At 62.4% G+C, this 17,983-nt stretch carries 15 protein-coding genes; 5 read left to right on the top strand and 10 right to left on the bottom strand.

What is annotated here, in order from left to right; translation table 11 throughout:
- Positions 1-66 precede the first annotated feature (66 nt).
- Positions 67-942, bottom strand: coding sequence for a dihydrodipicolinate synthase family protein (locus tag J6524_RS30400; RefSeq protein ID WP_225677562.1), 876 nt, complete (start codon positions 940-942; stop codon positions 67-69).
- Between the two features lie 405 nt (positions 943-1,347).
- Here J6524_RS30400 and J6524_RS30395 point away from each other — a divergent pair, with 405 nt between their 5' ends.
- Positions 1,348-3,090 carry a peroxidase family protein gene (locus J6524_RS30395; protein WP_225677561.1) on the top strand — a complete coding sequence of 581 codons (1,743 nt, stop codon included), beginning with the start codon at positions 1,348-1,350 and terminating at the stop codon, positions 3,088-3,090.
- A 42-nt stretch (positions 3,091-3,132) separates the two neighbouring features.
- Positions 3,133-3,543: a hypothetical protein gene (locus tag J6524_RS30390; protein ID WP_225677560.1), complete on the top strand. Its 411-nt coding sequence runs from the start codon at positions 3,133-3,135 to the stop codon at positions 3,541-3,543.
- Between the two features lie 4 nt (positions 3,544-3,547).
- On the opposite strand, the gene J6524_RS30385 is transcribed toward J6524_RS30390, so the two are convergent.
- Both J6524_RS30385 and J6524_RS30380 read right to left on the bottom strand, forming a co-directional pair.
- Complete coding sequence (locus J6524_RS30385; protein WP_225677559.1) at positions 3,548-5,659, bottom strand: BTAD domain-containing putative transcriptional regulator; 2,112 nt, start codon at positions 5,657-5,659, stop codon at positions 3,548-3,550.
- A 40-nt stretch (positions 5,660-5,699) separates the two neighbouring features.
- Entirely contained in the window at positions 5,700-7,061 is a 1,362-nt protein-coding gene (locus J6524_RS30380) for a YcaO-like family protein (protein ID WP_225677558.1), read from the bottom strand.
- A 71-nt stretch (positions 7,062-7,132) separates the two neighbouring features.
- Here J6524_RS30380 and J6524_RS30375 point away from each other — a divergent pair, with 71 nt between their 5' ends.
- Entirely contained in the window at positions 7,133-7,684 is a 552-nt protein-coding gene (locus tag J6524_RS30375) for a hypothetical protein (RefSeq protein ID WP_225677557.1), read from the top strand.
- Positions 7,685-7,690: 6 nt separating this feature from the next.
- Here the strand turns inward: J6524_RS30375 and J6524_RS30370 are convergent, their stop codons facing one another.
- From J6524_RS30370 to J6524_RS30345, 6 genes are all read right to left on the bottom strand, one after another.
- Positions 7,691-8,092, bottom strand: coding sequence for a helix-turn-helix domain-containing protein (locus J6524_RS30370; protein WP_225677556.1), 402 nt, complete (start codon positions 8,090-8,092; stop codon positions 7,691-7,693).
- Positions 8,093-8,154: 62 nt separating this feature from the next.
- Positions 8,155-8,481, bottom strand: coding sequence for a hypothetical protein (locus J6524_RS30365; RefSeq protein ID WP_225677555.1), 327 nt, complete (start codon positions 8,479-8,481; stop codon positions 8,155-8,157).
- A 250-nt stretch (positions 8,482-8,731) separates the two neighbouring features.
- The gene (pgm, locus tag J6524_RS30360; protein ID WP_225677554.1) at positions 8,732-10,372 is read right to left on the bottom strand and encodes a phosphoglucomutase (alpha-D-glucose-1,6-bisphosphate-dependent); all 1,641 of its coding nucleotides are present in this window, start codon (positions 10,370-10,372) and stop codon (positions 8,732-8,734) included.
- Positions 10,373-10,473: 101 nt separating this feature from the next.
- Complete coding sequence (locus tag J6524_RS30355) at positions 10,474-10,728, bottom strand: DUF3551 domain-containing protein (protein ID WP_225677552.1); 255 nt, start codon at positions 10,726-10,728, stop codon at positions 10,474-10,476.
- 148 nt (positions 10,729-10,876) lie between these two features.
- Positions 10,877-11,812, bottom strand: coding sequence for a CobW family GTP-binding protein (locus J6524_RS30350; protein WP_225677550.1), 936 nt, complete (start codon positions 11,810-11,812; stop codon positions 10,877-10,879).
- 16 nt (positions 11,813-11,828) lie between these two features.
- Positions 11,829-13,478 (bottom strand): amidohydrolase family protein, encoded by a 1,650-nt coding sequence (locus tag J6524_RS30345; RefSeq protein WP_225677548.1) that lies wholly within the window; start codon positions 13,476-13,478, stop codon positions 11,829-11,831.
- Positions 13,479-13,850: 372 nt separating this feature from the next.
- On the opposite strand from J6524_RS30345, the gene J6524_RS30340 reads away from it, so the two are divergent.
- Both J6524_RS30340 and J6524_RS30335 read left to right on the top strand, forming a co-directional pair.
- Entirely contained in the window at positions 13,851-15,851 is a 2,001-nt protein-coding gene (locus tag J6524_RS30340) for a protein-L-isoaspartate(D-aspartate) O-methyltransferase (protein WP_225677545.1), read from the top strand.
- A gap of 59 nt (positions 15,852-15,910) precedes the next feature.
- The gene (locus J6524_RS30335) at positions 15,911-16,834 is read left to right on the top strand and encodes a hotdog domain-containing protein (protein ID WP_225677543.1); all 924 of its coding nucleotides are present in this window, start codon (positions 15,911-15,913) and stop codon (positions 16,832-16,834) included.
- Here J6524_RS30335 and J6524_RS30330 read toward each other — a convergent pair.
- Complete coding sequence (locus J6524_RS30330; protein WP_225677541.1) at positions 16,817-17,509, bottom strand: hypothetical protein; 693 nt, start codon at positions 17,507-17,509, stop codon at positions 16,817-16,819. The two genes, J6524_RS30335 and J6524_RS30330, sit on opposite strands and share 18 nt — an antisense overlap.
- Between the last annotated feature and the right edge of the window lie 474 nt (positions 17,510-17,983).

Raw genomic sequence — 17,983 nt, 5'->3', positions numbered from 1 at the left:
TCGCTTCATTGATAGATGGCGGGCCCGCTTCGCTTTGCCCACGCTACGGCATCTCGCAGGAAGCTCTTACACAATATCGCGCAGCGCCGCCTCTACGACCTTGCGCTGCTCCGCCGTCAACGCCGCCTGCGGCGGAACGGGATCGCCCACCGCGTAGCTCTGAATGTCGAGCCCGGCCTTGATGCAGGCTGCCAGATTGAAGCGCGCAAATGCTTCATTGACGCGCCATAGCTTGCGTTGCAGCGCCATTGCCTCGTCCCAACGTTTGGCTTTGCAGAGGTTATAAAGCTCGACGCTCTGCCGCGGGATGATGCAGGCCGGGCCTGCCATCCAACCCAGTCCGCCGATCAGCATCACCGCCGCAGGGATATGGGCGGAAGCGGAGAAGACTTTGATGCTGTCGCCGCAACGGTTCATGATCGACAGCAGTCGGCCGGTGTTGGTCGAAGCATCCTTGATGTAGCCGATGCGCGGATGGGTCGCGAGCCGAGCGATGATGTCGAGCGTCAGGTCGGACCGCTGGAATTGCGGGTTGGTGTAGATCACGACGGGAATGTCGACGGCATCGGCAATCGCGCGGAAGTAGGACTCGGCCTGTGCGTCAGCGACCGGAAAGTAGGCTTCCATGATCGCGAGAATGCCGTCGGCACCGCCCTTTTGATACTCTCTTGCCTGGGCAACAGCGTCCGCCGTCGACGTCGAGGCAACGCCGGCAACAACAGGCACGCGACCACTTGCAGCCTCGATCGTGGTCTCGACCACGGCCGCGCGCTGCGCTTGGTTGAGATAGGCAAACTCGCCAGTCGACCCCAGCGGTGTCAATCCATGCACGCCCGCCTTGATGAGATCGTCACATAGCCGACCCAGCACCTCGGTGCGAATTTCACCGGAAGCATCGATCGGAGACACCAGATAGGGAAAGACGCCGTGGAAATCAGCCATGGAAGGATGCCTCACTGGAAGCCGTCATTTGCCATGGCTATCCGGAAACGGCTGTCTTCGGCAACTCGCCCGGCGTGACAAGAGAAGACCGGTTCGACTTTTTCACAACGTCGAAAATAACAATTATCAACACGAGCATTGCGAGGATGTATCGCGCTGTGGATGCTGTTGTAGTATGTTTTACGCGCGCTTCTTTTGGCAACGGACACGAAGAAGTGTCGGATCACATCGTGGCATCGCTCAGCGGGTAACCATCACGAGACGCGCGCGTTGCGTGCTATCCGGCAGCGTGGAAGGGCCAAAAGATGTCCACAGATGTTCACAGGTTCTACCGATTTAACTCACGATAATTTCACGACTTTCTTCGCAACCTCGTCGCCTTGACCAAGCGCGAGAGCAGTTTTGATGACTGTGCAGAACGTCGCTGACACACTCACTCTCCGAGCTTCCGAGCTCACTGCGCACGACTCTAATCCCGCTGCCGTGCCTTCCGGCTTTCGTCACTTCCTCGGCACGCCGTCTCCTTCGCAGCGCTTCCGCGCTTTCGGCGTCGATCCGATCAGTTCACCATCGGATCATGCAAGGCTGCGCGGATTGATGCATCGCCTGTCGCGGCGAATGGACGCTGCAATCAAATGGCCGCCACACCAGGTTCGATCGGCAGAACATTGGGAAAATCCCCTCATTCCTTCGGGCTACACCTATCTGCTGCAGTTCATTGCGCATGATCTGGTTCACTCGGCAATTCCGCTTTCGGTGGCGGGAGGGCTCGGCCGCGGAACGACCAACGCGCGTCGCACGCCGCTTCGGCTGGAGACGCTGTACGGCAGTGGTCCTGTCGGATCTCCACACATCTATGCTCTCGACGCGCCGAACGACGACCGTCGCACCAAGCTGCGGCTTGGCCGCATGCGCTGGAAGGAGAACGAGCCCGCGAGCGGCTGCCCGTTCCGCGACATCGCCCGGGCCCAGGCCGAGAATGTGACAGGCGTCGACCGCAGCATTGCCGGCATTCGCGTCGCCCTCACCGAGGCACTGGTCGCTGATCCCCGCAACGACGACCATGCCGTCATGTCGCAGCTCACTGCGCTGTTCGCGCTACTGCACAATGGACTCGTCGATATCATTCGCCACCATGAAGGCAATGCGGGGCCGAATGGCCAGTTCGGCGCCGCCTACAAGCGCTTCCTGTGCGCCCGCGGCGCATTGACGGCGATCTATCACAACGTCATCCGTAACGATCTGATGCGGCGGATACTTCATCCGGCGATCCACGCAAATTATTCCGGGTCCGCTCCGGACTTCATCGACCGTCCCGGTCCCTCCAGGAACGGAGCGATCGGCGACTGGGAAATTCCGCTCGAGTTTTCGCACGGCGCGTTCCGCTTCGGCCACGCCATGGTGCGTCCCGAATACCAGATCAACGACCTGTCTCTCCACGATCTCAACAACACGCTCGAAAAGAGCTCGATGAACGACCCGGCAAACATGCCGCTCGACGAAACATGGATGGTACAATGGTCGCGCTTTTTCGAGATCAACGGGTCGAGACCGAACTTCAGCCGCCGCATCGGACCGCATCTCAGCGACGGGCTTGGCAATGACCAGATCTTTCCGGCGTTCGACGAAACCGAACGCGTCGGCCTGCTCTATCGCGATCTGCTCGGCGCGAGCCTCGCTGGCATGTGGTCGGTGGACGCTTTGATCGCCGAGATCGGCACCCGGCGGCCGCATTTCATCGCCATGTCGCGCCTGCTTGCCGACCGCGCCTACCGCGTCGATCAGCTTCGCGAATGGTTCGTCTCGGCGCGGGCCTACGGTGCACTCACGGATGAGGACATCGAAACGCTTTCGAATGATCCTCCGCTGCCGTTCTTCATCTTGTTCGAGGCGATGCAGCAGACGGATGGCCTGCAACTCGGGTTGCTCGGTTCGATCATCGTCTCGGAGGTGATATTCGGCGCGCTCGCCAGCGACCCGCAATCGGTCCTTGGCGGCTCGCTCGCCGATCAATTCGACATCGTTTCCCGCGAACTTTACCTGGCGAACGTACTTCAGGAAATTCCAGACATCTCGAACATGGCGCAGCTCGTGGAGTTCACCACCGAAATTGCCGAGCTGCGGCAGGCCGTGCCCGCATTTCTGTGAAGCCGGATTTTCCGCTTCACGCAACCCGGAGGAGTAACGTCAATGGCACTAGAGAGAATGCAAGTCACCAATCATGAGCGCTGGGGCAATCTGGTAAAGACCTGGTCGACGGGCAAGAACTATCTCGAAGATGACAACGAGTATCCGATCCCGACTACTGTTGACGAGTTCAAGGAGCAGCTGGCCAAGGCCCAGGTGTTCATGACGGTTCCGGACCGCTTCAAGAGGGTGAAGTTCGTCGAACAGGAGCTGGACACGATCGTGGTGCGCTTGCCGCCCGCCGCGGCAATCGCAGATTCCGAAGAGAAGCTGAGCAAGCCCGGTGCGACCTATCCTCTGCCGCCGTTCTACAAGCGGCTGTTCAACGGGATGGATCCGATGATTCCGGAAGCCGAAAAGTTCAAGGTGCATGCCGAGCGTATCGGCGACTACACGATCAGCTACTGCGCCTGATGATCTAGCTCCGTGTCAGGTGAACGATGCCATCGACAGGAAGTCCTCCGCCACCCAAACTTTGGCGCAGGGCTTCCCATCGCTCCTTCACGCTGATGGGATGCGCTTGCATGACCCAGCGCGCCGCCGCCTCATCGGTCGGAGGAGACGATCCGACCCAGAATGAACGCAGGCCATTCACGAAGCGCTGCACTTCCTGCTGCGCCAGCATGCGTTCCCCAAGCCGATACAACGCGGCGGCCCGCCATGCCGGCACGACCTTGTTGATGCTTTGCGCACGATCGCACGCCTCGATAGTTCCCTCATAGTCACCGCAGAAGAATCGCACAGTGCTGTGATAGGCCCATTCCAAATAGGACGGCGCCGGTGAAAGTGCGAGCGACCGCTCGGCGCGAATGCGCGCGTCATCGATCGATCCGCAGATTGCCGAGTAGTGCGCACTGGACAGCAACGTCCAGGGATCGTTGTCGTTGAGCTCACACGCCAGCTCCATATGCGGCGCGGCTTCCGACTCGCGCAGCGCCATCACATATGACCAGCCGCAGCACAGATGCGCCCTGGAGTCGACCGGATCGAGTTGAACGGCGGTCTTCGCCAGTTCGAGGGTAGCCTTGGCCTTGTCGAGATCGCGGAAAACCCCGGGATGCACCAGATGCTCGATGTTGTTCATCTGCACGAGGCTGCTGTAGCAGGGCGAGAACCCTGGATTGTCGCGGATCCCGTCGCGGAAGATCGCGACCGCCCGCCGCCAGCTCTCGGGATCGAATTTCGACATGAGGTTCTGTCCGCGCAGCCAGCGGTCGTGCAGTTCGAGCGACACGTCGGGCTCGCCGGCGAGCCGCATCAGGCGTTCGGTCGAGAGCTGCACGTTCAGCGCGGTCGCGATCCGGCGGATAATACGCTGCTGCGTTTCGAACCAGTTGCCGAGGCCGAGCCGGAAGCTTTCGCTCCAGACGTAGATCCCGGTGGTGTCATCCCGCAGCACCATCACGATATTGATTTCGGCGCCCGCCTGGTAGGCGGTGGTTTCGATGCAATATTGCGGCGCCGCGTCTGGCGCGGGAAGCACGACGGCAGCCGGCGGACGGTCGACGACGCTCCATTCGCGGAAGCGCACGAGGCAGGCGGCAAGATGCTGGGAGAATCCCTGCACCAGATGGCTGTGATCCTCGTCGACCCCGTGCATCGCAAAGGGCCGCAAGACCAGGCGCGTCTTCGCAGGCGGATTGACCGCTGGCGTGATCGGGATCACCGGCTGCGGGGCGGTGCCCCTGACCATCCTGATGGCGAATTCGTCGTTCGCTGCCGAAGCGGCCCGATCAGCAGGCGCGCGCTCCAGAATGCCAAGCTTGATGTTGGCAACGAGTTCTTCGGTGGCCGATGACGGCTCCATGGCATAGTCGCGATCGAGCAGATCCCACAGCGCCTTGTAGATGCGTAGCGCACCGGCCGTGTCGCCTTCTTCCGCATGTGCCCGCATCAGATAGCGGCAGGCAAATTCGTGGGTCGGATCGAGATTGACGATCGCCGCCGCAATCCTTTTCTTGGCGTCGGCGGGCACGCTGGGAGAAGTCAGGCCCTCGTCGAGGCTTCGCATCAGCCGTTCGTGGATGGTCTGACGCTTGGCCAGCACCCAGACCCGGAACGAAGGGTCGAGATCGTCCATTCCTTCGAGCAGCCGCCCGTCGAGCTGCGGCGTATCGAGCAGCAGCGGGTGAACGCGTCCGCCTTCGGCAAGCTGAATCACGCTTTCGATATCGACTTCGATTCGTTCAACGTCGAGGCCGATCATCAGCCGTTCCGCGATAAAGCCGTCATAGCCGGCCTCCTCGAGCATGGATCGCAGTTCGCGAACGACCTGGCGCAACGAGGCACGCGCCCTTTCCTCATCCGACCGGCTCCAGAGCAGACCGACCAGCCGCTCACGGCTTTCCTGCTTCGCCTCCGATAGAGCGAGGTAGCTCAGAACTGCGCCGGCTTTGCGGGTTCGCAGTTCGACGGGCCGGCCGTTGAATCGCACACCGAGCCGCCCAACCAGCGATACCGCCAGACGCGGTGTGCTTTCGGGCGCTGGCGCGGTCTTGTCTGCTGTGATGGCGTTAGCACTGGCCGGCATTGCAACGATTTTCCGGAACCGGTTGGTTAATTGCTTCAGTCTATATCAAAGGGACACCCCCGGTATAGATTGACCCGCCGCCGGTTCGGGCAACCGTATCCTGCAGCCTCGCGGTGACGATTTCCGATGGCTCGAGCTGCAGGCCCGGGACAATCACACGCACCACCGGAACGGCGAAGCATTCGCGTGTCAGATCGATACAAAATGCATTGATTCCCAGTTGTTCCAAACGCTGCACGATCAGTTCGAATATGACGCTCGCTTCAGTTGCGTGAAGCGGCAGATGGGCCGCGTACTCTGCGGTCGGTTGCAGCAGTTTGCACTGATCGGCGTTGATCGCCGCACGCCGCAGATGGGTGCGATCCTGCACGTTCAGCGCATCATCACCACGCTCGCCGCGTTTGGCCGCGACAATGGCGTCGGCCAGTTCGCCCTGACACATTTCCACAATCGCGGAGCGCGCGGCTGTGTCCAGCGCCGGCCGCGCGGCGAGGCCGCAGGCAAAGCCGGAGCCATCCGCCCGGCAGGAGACGGCAGCGACGCAGGGCACGCCGATATCAGTCGTAATATCGAGCAGCCACGTCCTGCGCGGCGACGATACGCCGTGCCGAAGTTTCTCCAACAACTCTTCCGCCACGATGCAGGCTGGATCCTGCGCCGGAATCGATCGCGCCAACTGACCGCCCCTCCACCAGAGACTGGCTGCGTCGCGTTCGATCAACTCCAGAAGGCCATGCAGTGCTGCAGCGTCCCGCGACGGTCCGGCGGCCGATCCGATACTCAAGGGGAAAGGCGGTACGAAGTCGCGTTGCACAGGTGGACGGCGCAGGCAGATATCCGCCGGAAGCCACACCGCGCCGCCGTCCGCCTGACGTGTTGCACGACACCAGGAAAGCGCCCGCTCCGGTTGCAAGCGGCGTTCCGAAAGGCGTACCACCAATTCCAGCGCGTTGGGATTGAGTTTTCCACTCCAATCGTCGACACCCGGTTTGAACAACAGGTCAGTTCCGGTCTGCAACTGAGAGAGATATTCGATTCCCTCGCCGATGCAGCCCTGAAACGCTTCCTGCAACGTGAGACCAACGCCGGAAACACTGACGAGCGGACTTCCGCTATGCAAGGGATCGGCAAGCGCCGGATCGAATTGCGCACCAAAGCTGATCAGACCGGGCGCATCGGGTGAGGCCAATTCGAAAACCCGCGCGAACCGTGATGCCGCGAGAAGCAAATGCGCGCGATTCGTGTTCTTCGGATCAATTCGCTCGCCAGATTCCACCCCATATTCCAGCGCCTCCAGCACACTTTTGGCTTCGTGATTTTTGGCCGCGTCCAATGCGTTGCCAAGAAGCAACGATGCCGCCTGCGCAAACAATTCCTGCATCGAATTTACGGTACCGCTCACGGTGACCTCACGACTTGATGCGCAAACTTGAGGGCGAGAGGCAAGTCCCGCCCTCGCCTTGGAGGAACTTTATGCTCGCGAAAGCCTTCGTCATAGCCATGGCGGCAGATATTGCCCGATCGGATTACGCCAAGCCGACCTTGATTCGTGGCCGAAGCCGCGAGTGGCTGATCGCCTGCCGTTGGGGACCGGAGGGCGAGTATCTTTCGATTGCAACGGCGGGGCCCATCACGGAGTCTCTCGCGCTGGTTGCACCACAGTCAATTGCGCCGATTCATAGTATGGTCGGTTTGCTGGTTTCAGAATCGGAAAAGCAAGCCACCAGCACATTCCTGCTGGTGCGTCAGCCGCCGGGCGCGATCGAGCTTGCGGGCACGTTTTTTCCAGCCGATGGATACGCGCTGCTGCAGGACCATGGCGATATTCACCTCGTCTGCAAGGCCCGCTACTCGCATAGCTGCGGCTGGCTCGACGGCAAGGAGATCCGAAAGGATATTCCCGATCCCGCGCCCTACTCGGCCGAAGCGATGTCCTGGCATATCGAGGCGACACGCCGTGACTGGATCGGTGAGTTCATTCCGGGAAGCAGGCCGGACCGGCTTGCGATTCGCGCGACCGGCTGACGGTATTCAGCCGCTCGACCGTGGACTTCGCTCCGAGAGCTCCGTAGGCGATGCTTCAACGAGCTTGTTGAGGCAAAGCCGCACGCGCGGATCGGTCGTTCGCGCATAGGCGTTGAGGACGCGGAAGGCGTCCGGTTCGGCAAGCAAGCGCATCGGTGAGTTCAAACCGGAAGATCCGGCCCCGGAGTATTCGAACAACTCGCCAACCGAAACGCCCAGCACGGACGCGATCAGTGACAACCGGCCGGCACCAATTCGGCTAGTGCCGCGCTCGTAGTTCTGTAGCTGTTGGAAAGTGACGCCGATTCGTTCCGCCAGCGTGGTTTGGCTCATGCCGCGGTTGACCCGAAACATGCAAATCCTGGCACCCACCATCACATCAAGCGGGCCAGACTGTCTCGTTGCCATCGGCAGGCTCCCAACCGTTTAAGGTTGGGAAACCTTAACACAACCCGAGAGAGCTTCGGACGCTAATTTGCGATCACAGGGAGCAGTTTGACCCGCTGCTCGGCGTTAACCTGCTCGATGGTCAACCGTCCCTTCAGGTCGATCGCCGCCTTCATGGCCTGCGGGTGGCCGGCTTCAAGAAAATGCTGCAGCACGGCCCGGTTCTCATCGGAGAGCGCAAACAGCGCGCGCATCAGTTCAAAGAAGCCCGGCTCTTCCGCGACATAGAGCAGTTCACGCAGTTCCGCGCCGGTGTATTGCCCCAACGCCGTCAAAAGCCATTCGGTTTGGTCATTCGGATCGCTCTCAGGCTCGCGATTCAGATAATAAACGACCGATTCCGCACTCATTTTCTTTATCCCCCGGTACCTCATGAAAGCTTACAGGGCCCCCGCCTCCGGGTAGCTTGCTGGTAGCTAATGTCCCGAGCCTAACACTGCGTGGGCTTTCGTGATTTCAGCGTGATCGCAAGCGCGCCGTCTCACGAGTCCAGCTCGGCAGTCCCCCCTGATCATCGGTGTGTCGAACTGGCGCACCTGGCGCAATGGTTCCCCGGTCGCTCTGCGGCCGCCCGAATGTCGTAACCGCCTCGCTTGGAATTCAGAATACCTTTGCGATGGCGCGCTGGGCATCCTGCTGAATGGCTTTCAGATGGGTCTGATCCCGAAAACTCTCGGCGTAGATCTTGTAGACGTCCTCGGTGCCCGATGGCCGCGCAGCGAACCAGCCGGCGTCCGTCTCGACCTTGATGCCACCGAAGGATTGATCGTTACCCGGCGCCCGGGTCCGAACCGCAGTGACGGCATCACCGGCGAGCTGACGCATGTCGAGTTGCTCCGGGCCGAGCGCCTTCAACGCGCTCTTCTGCTTTGGCGTCGCCGGCACGTCGATCCGCTCGTAGAAGGGCACGCCGAGCTCCGTGGTCAGCGCGGCAAACAACTGGCTCGGATCGCGCCCGGTACGTCCCAGGATTTCGGCGGCGAGCAACCCCATCACCATGCCGTCCTTGTCGGTTGTCCAGACCGAGCCGTCGCGCTTGAGGAACGAGGCGCCGGCGCTTTCCTCGCCAGCAAAGCCGAATGCACCGGTGCCGAGGCCTTCGACGAACCATTTGAAGCCGACCGGGGTTTCGACCAGCTTGCGGTTCAGCTTTCTTGCAACGCGATCGATGATCGAGCTGGAGACAATTGTCTTGCCGATCGCCGCCCGGCCGTCCCATTGCGGCCGATGCTCGAACAGATAGGCGATCGCCGCCGCGAGAAAATGGTTCGGGTTCATCAGGCCGCCCGTGCGTGTCACGATGCCGTGGCGGTCGGCATCGGTATCGTTGGCAAAGGCGACGTCGAACCTGTCGCGCATCTGGATCAGGCTTGCCATCGCGAACGGCGAAGAACAATCCATCCGGATTTTTCCATCCCAGTCCGCCGTCATGAAGCGAAAGGTCGGATCGACCGTGTCGTTCACGACGGTCGCATTGATTCCGTAGTGCTCGATCAGCGGCGCCCAATAGTGAACGGCCGCACCGCCAAGCGGATCGATACCGATCTTCACGCCGGCTGATTTGATCAGCGCCATGTCCACGGCATTGCCGAGATCGGCGACAAAGGGACGGATGTAGTCGCGCAGATGCGTCGAGGGCGCCTTGCGGGCGCGCTCATACGGCATCCGGGCGACGCCATTCATGCCGGCTTCCATATAGGCGTTGGCGGCCTTTTCGACCTTGGCCGTCACGTCGGTATCGGCCGGGCCGCCATGCGGGGGATTATATTTGTATCCGCCATCCTCAGGCGGATTATGTGACGGCGTGATGACGACACCATCGGCAAGGCCACTGGTGCGACCCTTGTTGTAGCTCAGGATCGCATGCGAGATGACGGGCGTCGGCGTGTAGCCGCCGCGCTCGTCGATCATGATGTCGATCCCGTTGGCGGCAAACACCTCCACTGCACTCGCCAGCGCCGGCTCGGCGAGGGCATGGGTATCGATGCCGATGAACAGCGGGCCGGTGAGCCCCGTTTCACGGCGGTGATCGCAGATCGCCTGCGTCGTCGCCAGGATATGATTTTCGTTGAAGGAGTTCTTCAACGACGTCCCACGATGGCCCGACGTTCCGAAGGCAACCCGCTGGGTGGGATCGGCAGGATCGGGCTTCGATACGAAATAGGCCGTCACCAGCTGCGGTACGTTGACGAGGGAGGCGGGATCGACCGGCTTGCCGGCGGCGGGATTGGGGGCAGTCACATGACCTCACGGAATAGATGGTTTCACAGCATTATACGTAGAAGCAATGGCACGGGCAAAACTGCGCCTTACGCCTGCGAGGCGAGCCGAGGCAACCGTCCCTAATCAACGCCGCGTTGCCGGGACGGTTTCCTGTCACGTTGCGCGAAGTACGGGTTATTGTAGCACTGTGCCGAACGGCCCGATGCCGATGCGGCGCACTGCGCCAGCGAGGTGAAACTGCAATCGATACGTCCGCCTCCAAAGGCATAGGTTTGGATGCAAACGGGGTAGTTTGGGTCGTAGGTTTGGGCGGATGCCGGCGCGGCGGCCAAAATCATTCCCATCGTCAGAATCGTGCAGGCCGGCAAATGCATTCGGGACTCCTTGGGACAAATGCCGCCGCATGGCCTGTTATGGCGAGGGGTCGGCTTCCGAATGAAGTATACCCTAGGGCCGGTCGAGACTACGACGTCTTCCGTGCCGTCAGCGCCTATCGCGTAGAGGTCGATGCATTGGCATGCTTCACCCTCCTTCGACGCACCCTTCCATGATGCTGTCGATCTCGGCCTTCGAGAGAACCCCGATCTCGGCAATGAATACGATCCGTGTCCGCGGCACCCCGGCTGTCAACGGACCGCCTGACGCCAATGTCGCGCGCCCGCCGGCAAACTGAAACACCATCAATCGCCCGGGCTGCTCCAAGGTCTCGAACAGTCCTTTCGCACGGGCGAGCTTCGGCGCGAGCCGGCCGATCGCTTGCTGCAAGCGCGGCAGCGACACCGGGCGGTCCGACGTCCAGCTCAGCGTCTCGAACCGGTCGGCCGAGGGCCGTCGCGGCGCTACCTCGCGGGGCGACGGAGCGCGGTCCACGTCAACAGGGAACAGAAGCTCAGCCGGGACTTCACCATGCAGGGCATCGACCACCACCGCCGCCGGGTGCAGCGCGCGGATGGCCCCGCGCAGTTGCGTCGCGCTACAGGCTGCGTCCGTCAGGTCTAGCTTGCTGAGCGCGACTATATCTGCCGCCCGGAGCTGCGACCGCAATAACGCGTCGCTGTTCAGCGTCTCCGGCGTTGTCGTCGCGTCAACCACGCACAGCACCGTTTCCAGCGGCGCCTCGCGCCAGATCAGGGGATCCATCAGGTTGCGGACGATATCGGCGGGATCGGCGACGCCGCTGGTTTCGATCACGATGAACTCCGGCTGTGGCTCGCGCCGCAGCAGTGCGGCGAGCGTGCGCAACAGATCGCCTTCCAGCGAGCAGCAGATGCAGCCGTTGCTCAGGCTGACGACCCCGTCGCTGGCGCCGGCGATCAGCTCCGCATCGATATTGATGGCGCCGAAATCGTTGACCACGGCGGCGATCCGCCGCCCCTCCGCATGCGCCAGCAGATGGTTCACGACCGTGGTCTTGCCGGCGCCGAGGAAGCCGGTGACCAGCAGGATCGGGACCGGCACGATCAGCTCCCGTACATCAGGCTTGCGCAATCGGCCGGCGCACCGGCCGGCCCGGCCGCGCCGACACATCCAGCACGCCATCTGATATCAGCGGCTGGCCACTGACGATTAGATGCCGGACGCCCTCCGACGGGCGGTTCATCGCCGAGAAGGTCGCGCGGTCCGTCAGCGTCTCGAAATCGAACACGACGATGTCCGCATCGGCGCCTACCTGCAGCCTTCCCTTCGCGCGCATCGCGGGCGTGCTTGCAGACAGGATCTCCGCGGGGATCAGCGCACATTTGCGCAGGCCCTCCAGTAGCGATACCGCCTTGCGCTCGCGCACCCACTCGCGGATGAAACGCGTGAAGCAACCTGCGGAACGCGGATGCGAGGTGGCATCTTTTGGCAGCGGCCAGGCGTCGCCGGTGTAGACGCTGCCATCCGATAGTGTCCAGGGCATCGCGTCGGACGCGATCGCGCCGCCGGGATACAGCACCGACATGTCAAGGAGGTCGCGATGGTGCGGATTGTTCTCGGTATCCAGTATATGCCACAGCACCAGCGTCGAGGGCTCCTCCGCCTGCGCCGCCAGCAATTCCCCGCGGTCGCGGAAGCGCCGCCCGTCGGTCACGCGCTGCACGGAATCGTAGCCCGTGCCATTGCGCGCCTCGAAGTCGGGATCGCTGAAGAACGCCGCCGCCAGCACCGTCGAGCCGGTGCCGTAGGGATAGGCTTCGACCGTGATCGGCAAGCCCTGTGCCTGCGCCTTTGATATCAGCGCCGCGCAACGCTCAACGTCCGTCTTGCTCGAAGAGTTGAAGTGGCAGATGTGCATGTGCGCGCCGGTGGCCCCTGCATAGCCGATCAGGCGGATATAGGCTTCGGCGGCGCTTTCCGGATCGATGCGGGACATGTAGGCGACATGTGTGAAGGTCGCCACGTTATGCGCGGCCGCCAATTGGCACACCGCGGTCAGCTCCTGCACGCCTGCCCCCGGAGCGTAGGCATTGAGGATACCGATTCCTAAGCCGCCCTCTTTCAGCCCATTGGCGAGGCGATCGAGAATGCCCGCCACCTCGCTGTCGCTGGCCACGTTCTCGATCCAGCGGCGATCGCGCATGGCATTGCCGAACGCCTCCAGCGAGCTTTCCGCATTCGAGCCGGTCATCGCGCCGATGCGCGCGAAGGCCCAGTTGACGGCGGCGCCGTAGTTCAGCACGCGTCCCTTTTCGGCCTGGCGCCGATACCAGGATGCGACCGGTAATACGCCGGCCTCGAGGTCGAGCGTTGTCGTCACCCCGTCGAACGCCTGCATGCGGTCCGCCGGAATGGACTGGCCATGCGCGTGCAGATCGATGAAGCCGGGAGCGACCACCAGCCCGGTCGCGTCGATCACCCGTTCGGCGCTGCCGAGCCCGGTGCCGACGGCGGAGATCTGGCCGTCCAGCAACGCAACATCGCCGATGGCATCCATCCCGCTTGCGGGATCCACTACCCGGCCGCCGCTGATCACCAAGCCACCCATATCGCTACTCCTGTACGCGGAAATGCCAGTCCGGAAAGGCCGGCAACAGCTCCGCAGACACCACGAGCCGTCTCTCGGCCAATAGAGGCAGATTTTCAGGCCGACTGCCACCTCCGCTGACGCGGGCGCATCATGCGTATGGTCCCAGAGCTTTGGCATTGGTCGCGAAGTGCTTGCCCATCTTGCGGAATGCTTCGCCAGCGGACCAACAACCGGAACCAACTGTAACTCCGTTGCCACATCGCTGAGTTCAGCGTTGCTGTGTTCGCTGCGCTACAGACTCTGCGGCAAACATCAGCAAGTCTTATCAGCGGGGCAACCAAAGCGGCGCGGTCGTTGCGGACTCGTCGGGGACCATGGGGCTTAACCTCTACGAATCCGCGCGCTCCGTTTTCAAGCGCACGCGTGATGACCTGCAAGTGCCGGATCCACGCCTGCTGATCACCGGCCCGCCCATATCGCCGCTCTGCGTTTCGTCTTTGGAACGGGTTTTTCCCTGCCCAGTTGACAATAGGAATCGAGGAAAGTGGGATGCCCGGCTCACCGAAAACGGTGTCGGCCCGCCGGCGGATGGTCGACATCATCGCCCGGCGCGGGGTGCGCGACAGGCGCGTGCTCGAAGCCATGCGTGAGGTTCCCCGCGAAGAATTTGTCGATCCCGGCTTTGAAGAATTCGCCTATGAGGACGCGGCGCTGCCGATTGCCGAAGATCAGACGATTTCGCAGCCCTACATCGTCGCGCTGATGCTCGAGGCGGCCGAATTGAGCCCGGACGACCGCATGCTGGAAGTCGGTGCCGGATCGGGCTATGCGGCGGCCGTGGCGGGCCGGATCGCCCGGCGCATCTACGGCATCGAGCGGCTGCCCACGTTGGCGCAGGCCGCGCAAGGCCGCTTCCGCAAACTCGGCTATCACAACATCGAAATTCGGGTTGGCGACGGCACGCTGGGCTGGCCTGAGGCCGCGCCCTTCGATGCCATTCTGGTCGCGGCAGGCGGGCCGGCCGTGCCGCAAGCGCTGAAGGAGCAACTCGCGATCGGCGGTCGCCTTATCATTCCCGTCGGATCGCTCGTGCCGGCGCAAACCCTGATCAAGATCGTGCGCCATGGCGAGGACGAATTCGAGGAAGAAGAGCTCGGCGGCGTGATGTTCGTGCCCCTGATCGGCGAACAGGGCTGGAGCGAGGATGGGCGGCGCTCGGCCACGAACCATCTGCCGGGCCGCAGCCGCAATCTGACATTGCCGCAGATGATCGCCGAAATCGCGGAGCCGTTGCCCAACTTTGACGATCCCGCCTTCGGCCGGCTGTTTGACCGCTTTGCCGATCGTCGCGTGGTGCTGCTCGGGGAAGCAAGCCACGGCACCGCTGAGTTCTATCGCGCCCGCGCCGCGATCACGCGTCACCTGATTGCGCAACACGGCTTCGTCATTGTTGCAGTCGAGGCCGACTGGCCGGACGCGGCCGTCGTCGATCGCTACGTCCGCCACCGCGACGCCCGTACCGACACGCAACCGCCGTTCCAGCGCTTCCCGACCTGGATGTGGCGCAATACGGAGGTTGCGGCGCTGATCGAATGGATGCGCAATCACAACAGCGGTCTTGCTGAGATGAACCGCCGCGCCGGCTTCTATGGGCTCGACATCTACAACATGAGCGCGTCCATCGCTTCCGTTCTCAAATACCTGGATGAGGTTGACCCGCAGGCCGCGAAGATCGCGCGCGAGCGATACGGCTGCCTGACGCCGTGGCAGCGCGAGCCATCAACCTATGGCCGCGCCGTGCTCAGTGCCGGCTATCGAAAATGTGAGGAGGCCATCGTCCAGCAATGCCAGGAACTCTTGCAAAAGCAGATAGAGTACGCTGCGCACGACAGCGATGAATTCCTGAATGCGGCACAGAATGCGCGGCTGGTCGCCTCGGCCGAGCGCTATTACCGCATCATGTATTATGGCGGGCCGGAATCCTGGAACCTGCGCGACACCCATATGTTCCAGACGCTGGAGCATTTGCTGGAGGCGCGAGGGCCCGCGTCCAAGGCGATCGTCTGGGCGCACAACTCCCACATCGGCGACGCACGCTCTACCGAAATGGGATCGGTCCGCGGTGAATTGAACGTCGGCCAGCTCTGTCGCGAACGCTTTGGCAGCGAGGCCGCGCTGATCGGGTTCGGGACGCATACGGGCACAGTGGCGGCCGCCTCCGACTGGGACGGCGAGATGGAGATCAAGCGGGTGCGGCCCTCGCATCGCGACAGTTACGAACGGCTGTGCCACGACGCAGGAATTGCAAAATTCCTGCTCGATCCGCAGCGCGACGAGGCCGTGCGCCGCCGCCTCCTCGAGCCAAAACTCGAGCGCTTCATCGGCGTGATCTATCGCCCCGAGACCGAGGTGCTCAGCCACTACGCGGAGGCCTCGCTGCCGCAGCAGTTCGATGCCTATGTCTGGTTCGACGAGACGACAGCGTTGACGCCCCTCGGCCCTGAGCACCACAGGCCGGGGTTGCCCGACACCTATCCGTTCGGCCTGTAGGCCAACCGCGCGAGCCATTGGCCTTGGCCGATCGAGCGTCATTGGTCTAAAACGACGGCATGTCTGAAATCTCGACACTTGACGGGCAGCCGCTGCCATTCGACCAACTGGCCAAGGCAATTGCAGAACGCCGATCGCTCTATGGCCGCGCCAGCGGACTTCGCATCGATCGCGCCGAGCGCGGCGAAGCCTGGTCCAGCCTGCCCTACCAATCCGTCTTCGCTGGCGACACGGAATCCGGCGTGATCCACGGCGGCGTGGTCACCGCGATGCTCGATGAAAGCTGCGGCATGGCCGTGCAGCTGGCGCTCGACGGCAGCCGCGCCATCGCGACGCTCGACCTGCGCATCGATTATCAGAAGCCGGCAAAACCCGGCCTCGACATCAAGGCGCATGCGATCTGCTACCATGTCACGCGCTCGATCGCCTTCGTGCGCTCGACTGCCTATCAGGAGACCGAGCAAGACCCGATCGCGACCGCCGCCGCCTGCTTCATGATCGGCGCCAACCGCACCAACATGCTGCAGGACAGGGAAGCGTATGAGGTGCCTGTTCTGGATTGTCCCGAGGACGCTTCAGGGCCATTCGCCAAAAGCCCCTTCGCCCGCTGCCTCGGCATTCGCGTTGTGGAAGACGGCGTACTCCACATGCCCTTCTCACCAAAGATCATCGGCAATCCGATCCTTCCCGCAATCCATGGCGGCATCACCGGCGCCTTCCTGGAGACCACGGCGATCGTCGGCGTGGCGCGCGAGCTCGGCATTGCAACGCCGCCAAAGCCGATCGGCCTAACCATCAACTATCTGCGTTCGGGCCGCGCGCTGGACAGCTTTGCCAATGTCTCGATCGTCAGGCAGGGCCAGCGCATCGTCGCGTTCCAGGCCCAGGCGTGGCAGGAGGATGCGGCCAAGCCGATCGCTACGGCGTTCGGGCACTTCAAGCTGAGGCGTGATGCCCAGGCTCGATCACCGCACATCCGCTAGAGCCCGCGGTTCAACCAGCAAGCCCTGCCGTTCGTAACGGCGGCGGGTTCTGCTGAAGCGCACGACGACGGCATATCGGGCACTGTTCGCCTTCACGCGCCGTGTGAGCAGGGCATCGCCCGCCGGCAGAAACTCGAGATCATCGAGACCGACGCAGCGCAGACATGCCGGGCCCGGCTTCTCCATCATTAGGAGGTCTCCGGTGCCGCCGCAGCGATGGCATGTCCATTCCGTATTCAATGGCTGGATTACTACCAGTTCCGGCGCGCGGCTTGCCTTTGTTGCGATGCGCTCGCGCTTTTTCTCGGAAAGCTCGGGCGAGACCCAGTGTGTCCGATATGCCGCCTCGATCGCTGGATCTCCGCTTTGGCTGAAGCGCAGCGTCCGGCGGTGCGGTGTACGATCGACATATGCCGTCTCCGTTGGGAGCAATCCTCTGGCGGTCGCCCAAGCTTGGAACAACCGCATGGCTTCGGAGATGCGCGACGGGCCAGTCTGGATAACTTCCTCAAGGCAGTCGATCTGCCCGCGACGCCAACGCTCCACCGCCCCGGGGTCAAGCCATCCGATTCCGACGAGAACGTCGATGGCGCTAACGAAGTGATCCGCGGCAAGCGCCGCTTCGGCCGCTTTGGTGACGCGATCAGAAAGCGGAATGCGATTCTTCCGGCTCATTTCTTGATCGACCCTGTTCGGTACGCCGCGAGGCTTGGACGAACCTCCCAAGGTAAAGGGGAAATTGCCCTTGGCGAGCGGTATCCCATAAAATATTCTGCCGCTGGATCCGACCGAACTGCCTACGCTTCTCTACCGCCGAGCCCGTCATGAACGCGACACCTGCGGACGCTGCCGCTACCAGTCTCTCAGCTGAGGCGCTGTACAGGTGTCCTTGCCGGCGTGACTGCGGATGACGTTGGAGAACTCCGCTTCGAGGTGTGCGCTCCCAAAATATCGAAAACAACCCCATGCAAAGTAGCGGGCGACCGCCGCGATCCGAAAAAGCAACTTGACTCGTCGGGCAAATCAGCGGCATTTCTTCATCATCCCGCAATCTTGTAGACGCCCGTCGCCCCGCAATAGCGGGCGCGTCCGTCGCGATTGCAGCCGAACAATCCTCACCCACTATTGAAATTGCACCGGACCGCCGCG

Origin of the sequence: Bradyrhizobium hereditatis (assembly GCF_020329435.1) — a bacterium.
Lineage (GTDB): Bacteria > Pseudomonadota > Alphaproteobacteria > Rhizobiales > Xanthobacteraceae > Bradyrhizobium > Bradyrhizobium hereditatis.
This window is presented reverse-complemented; position numbering and strand designations above follow the sequence as displayed.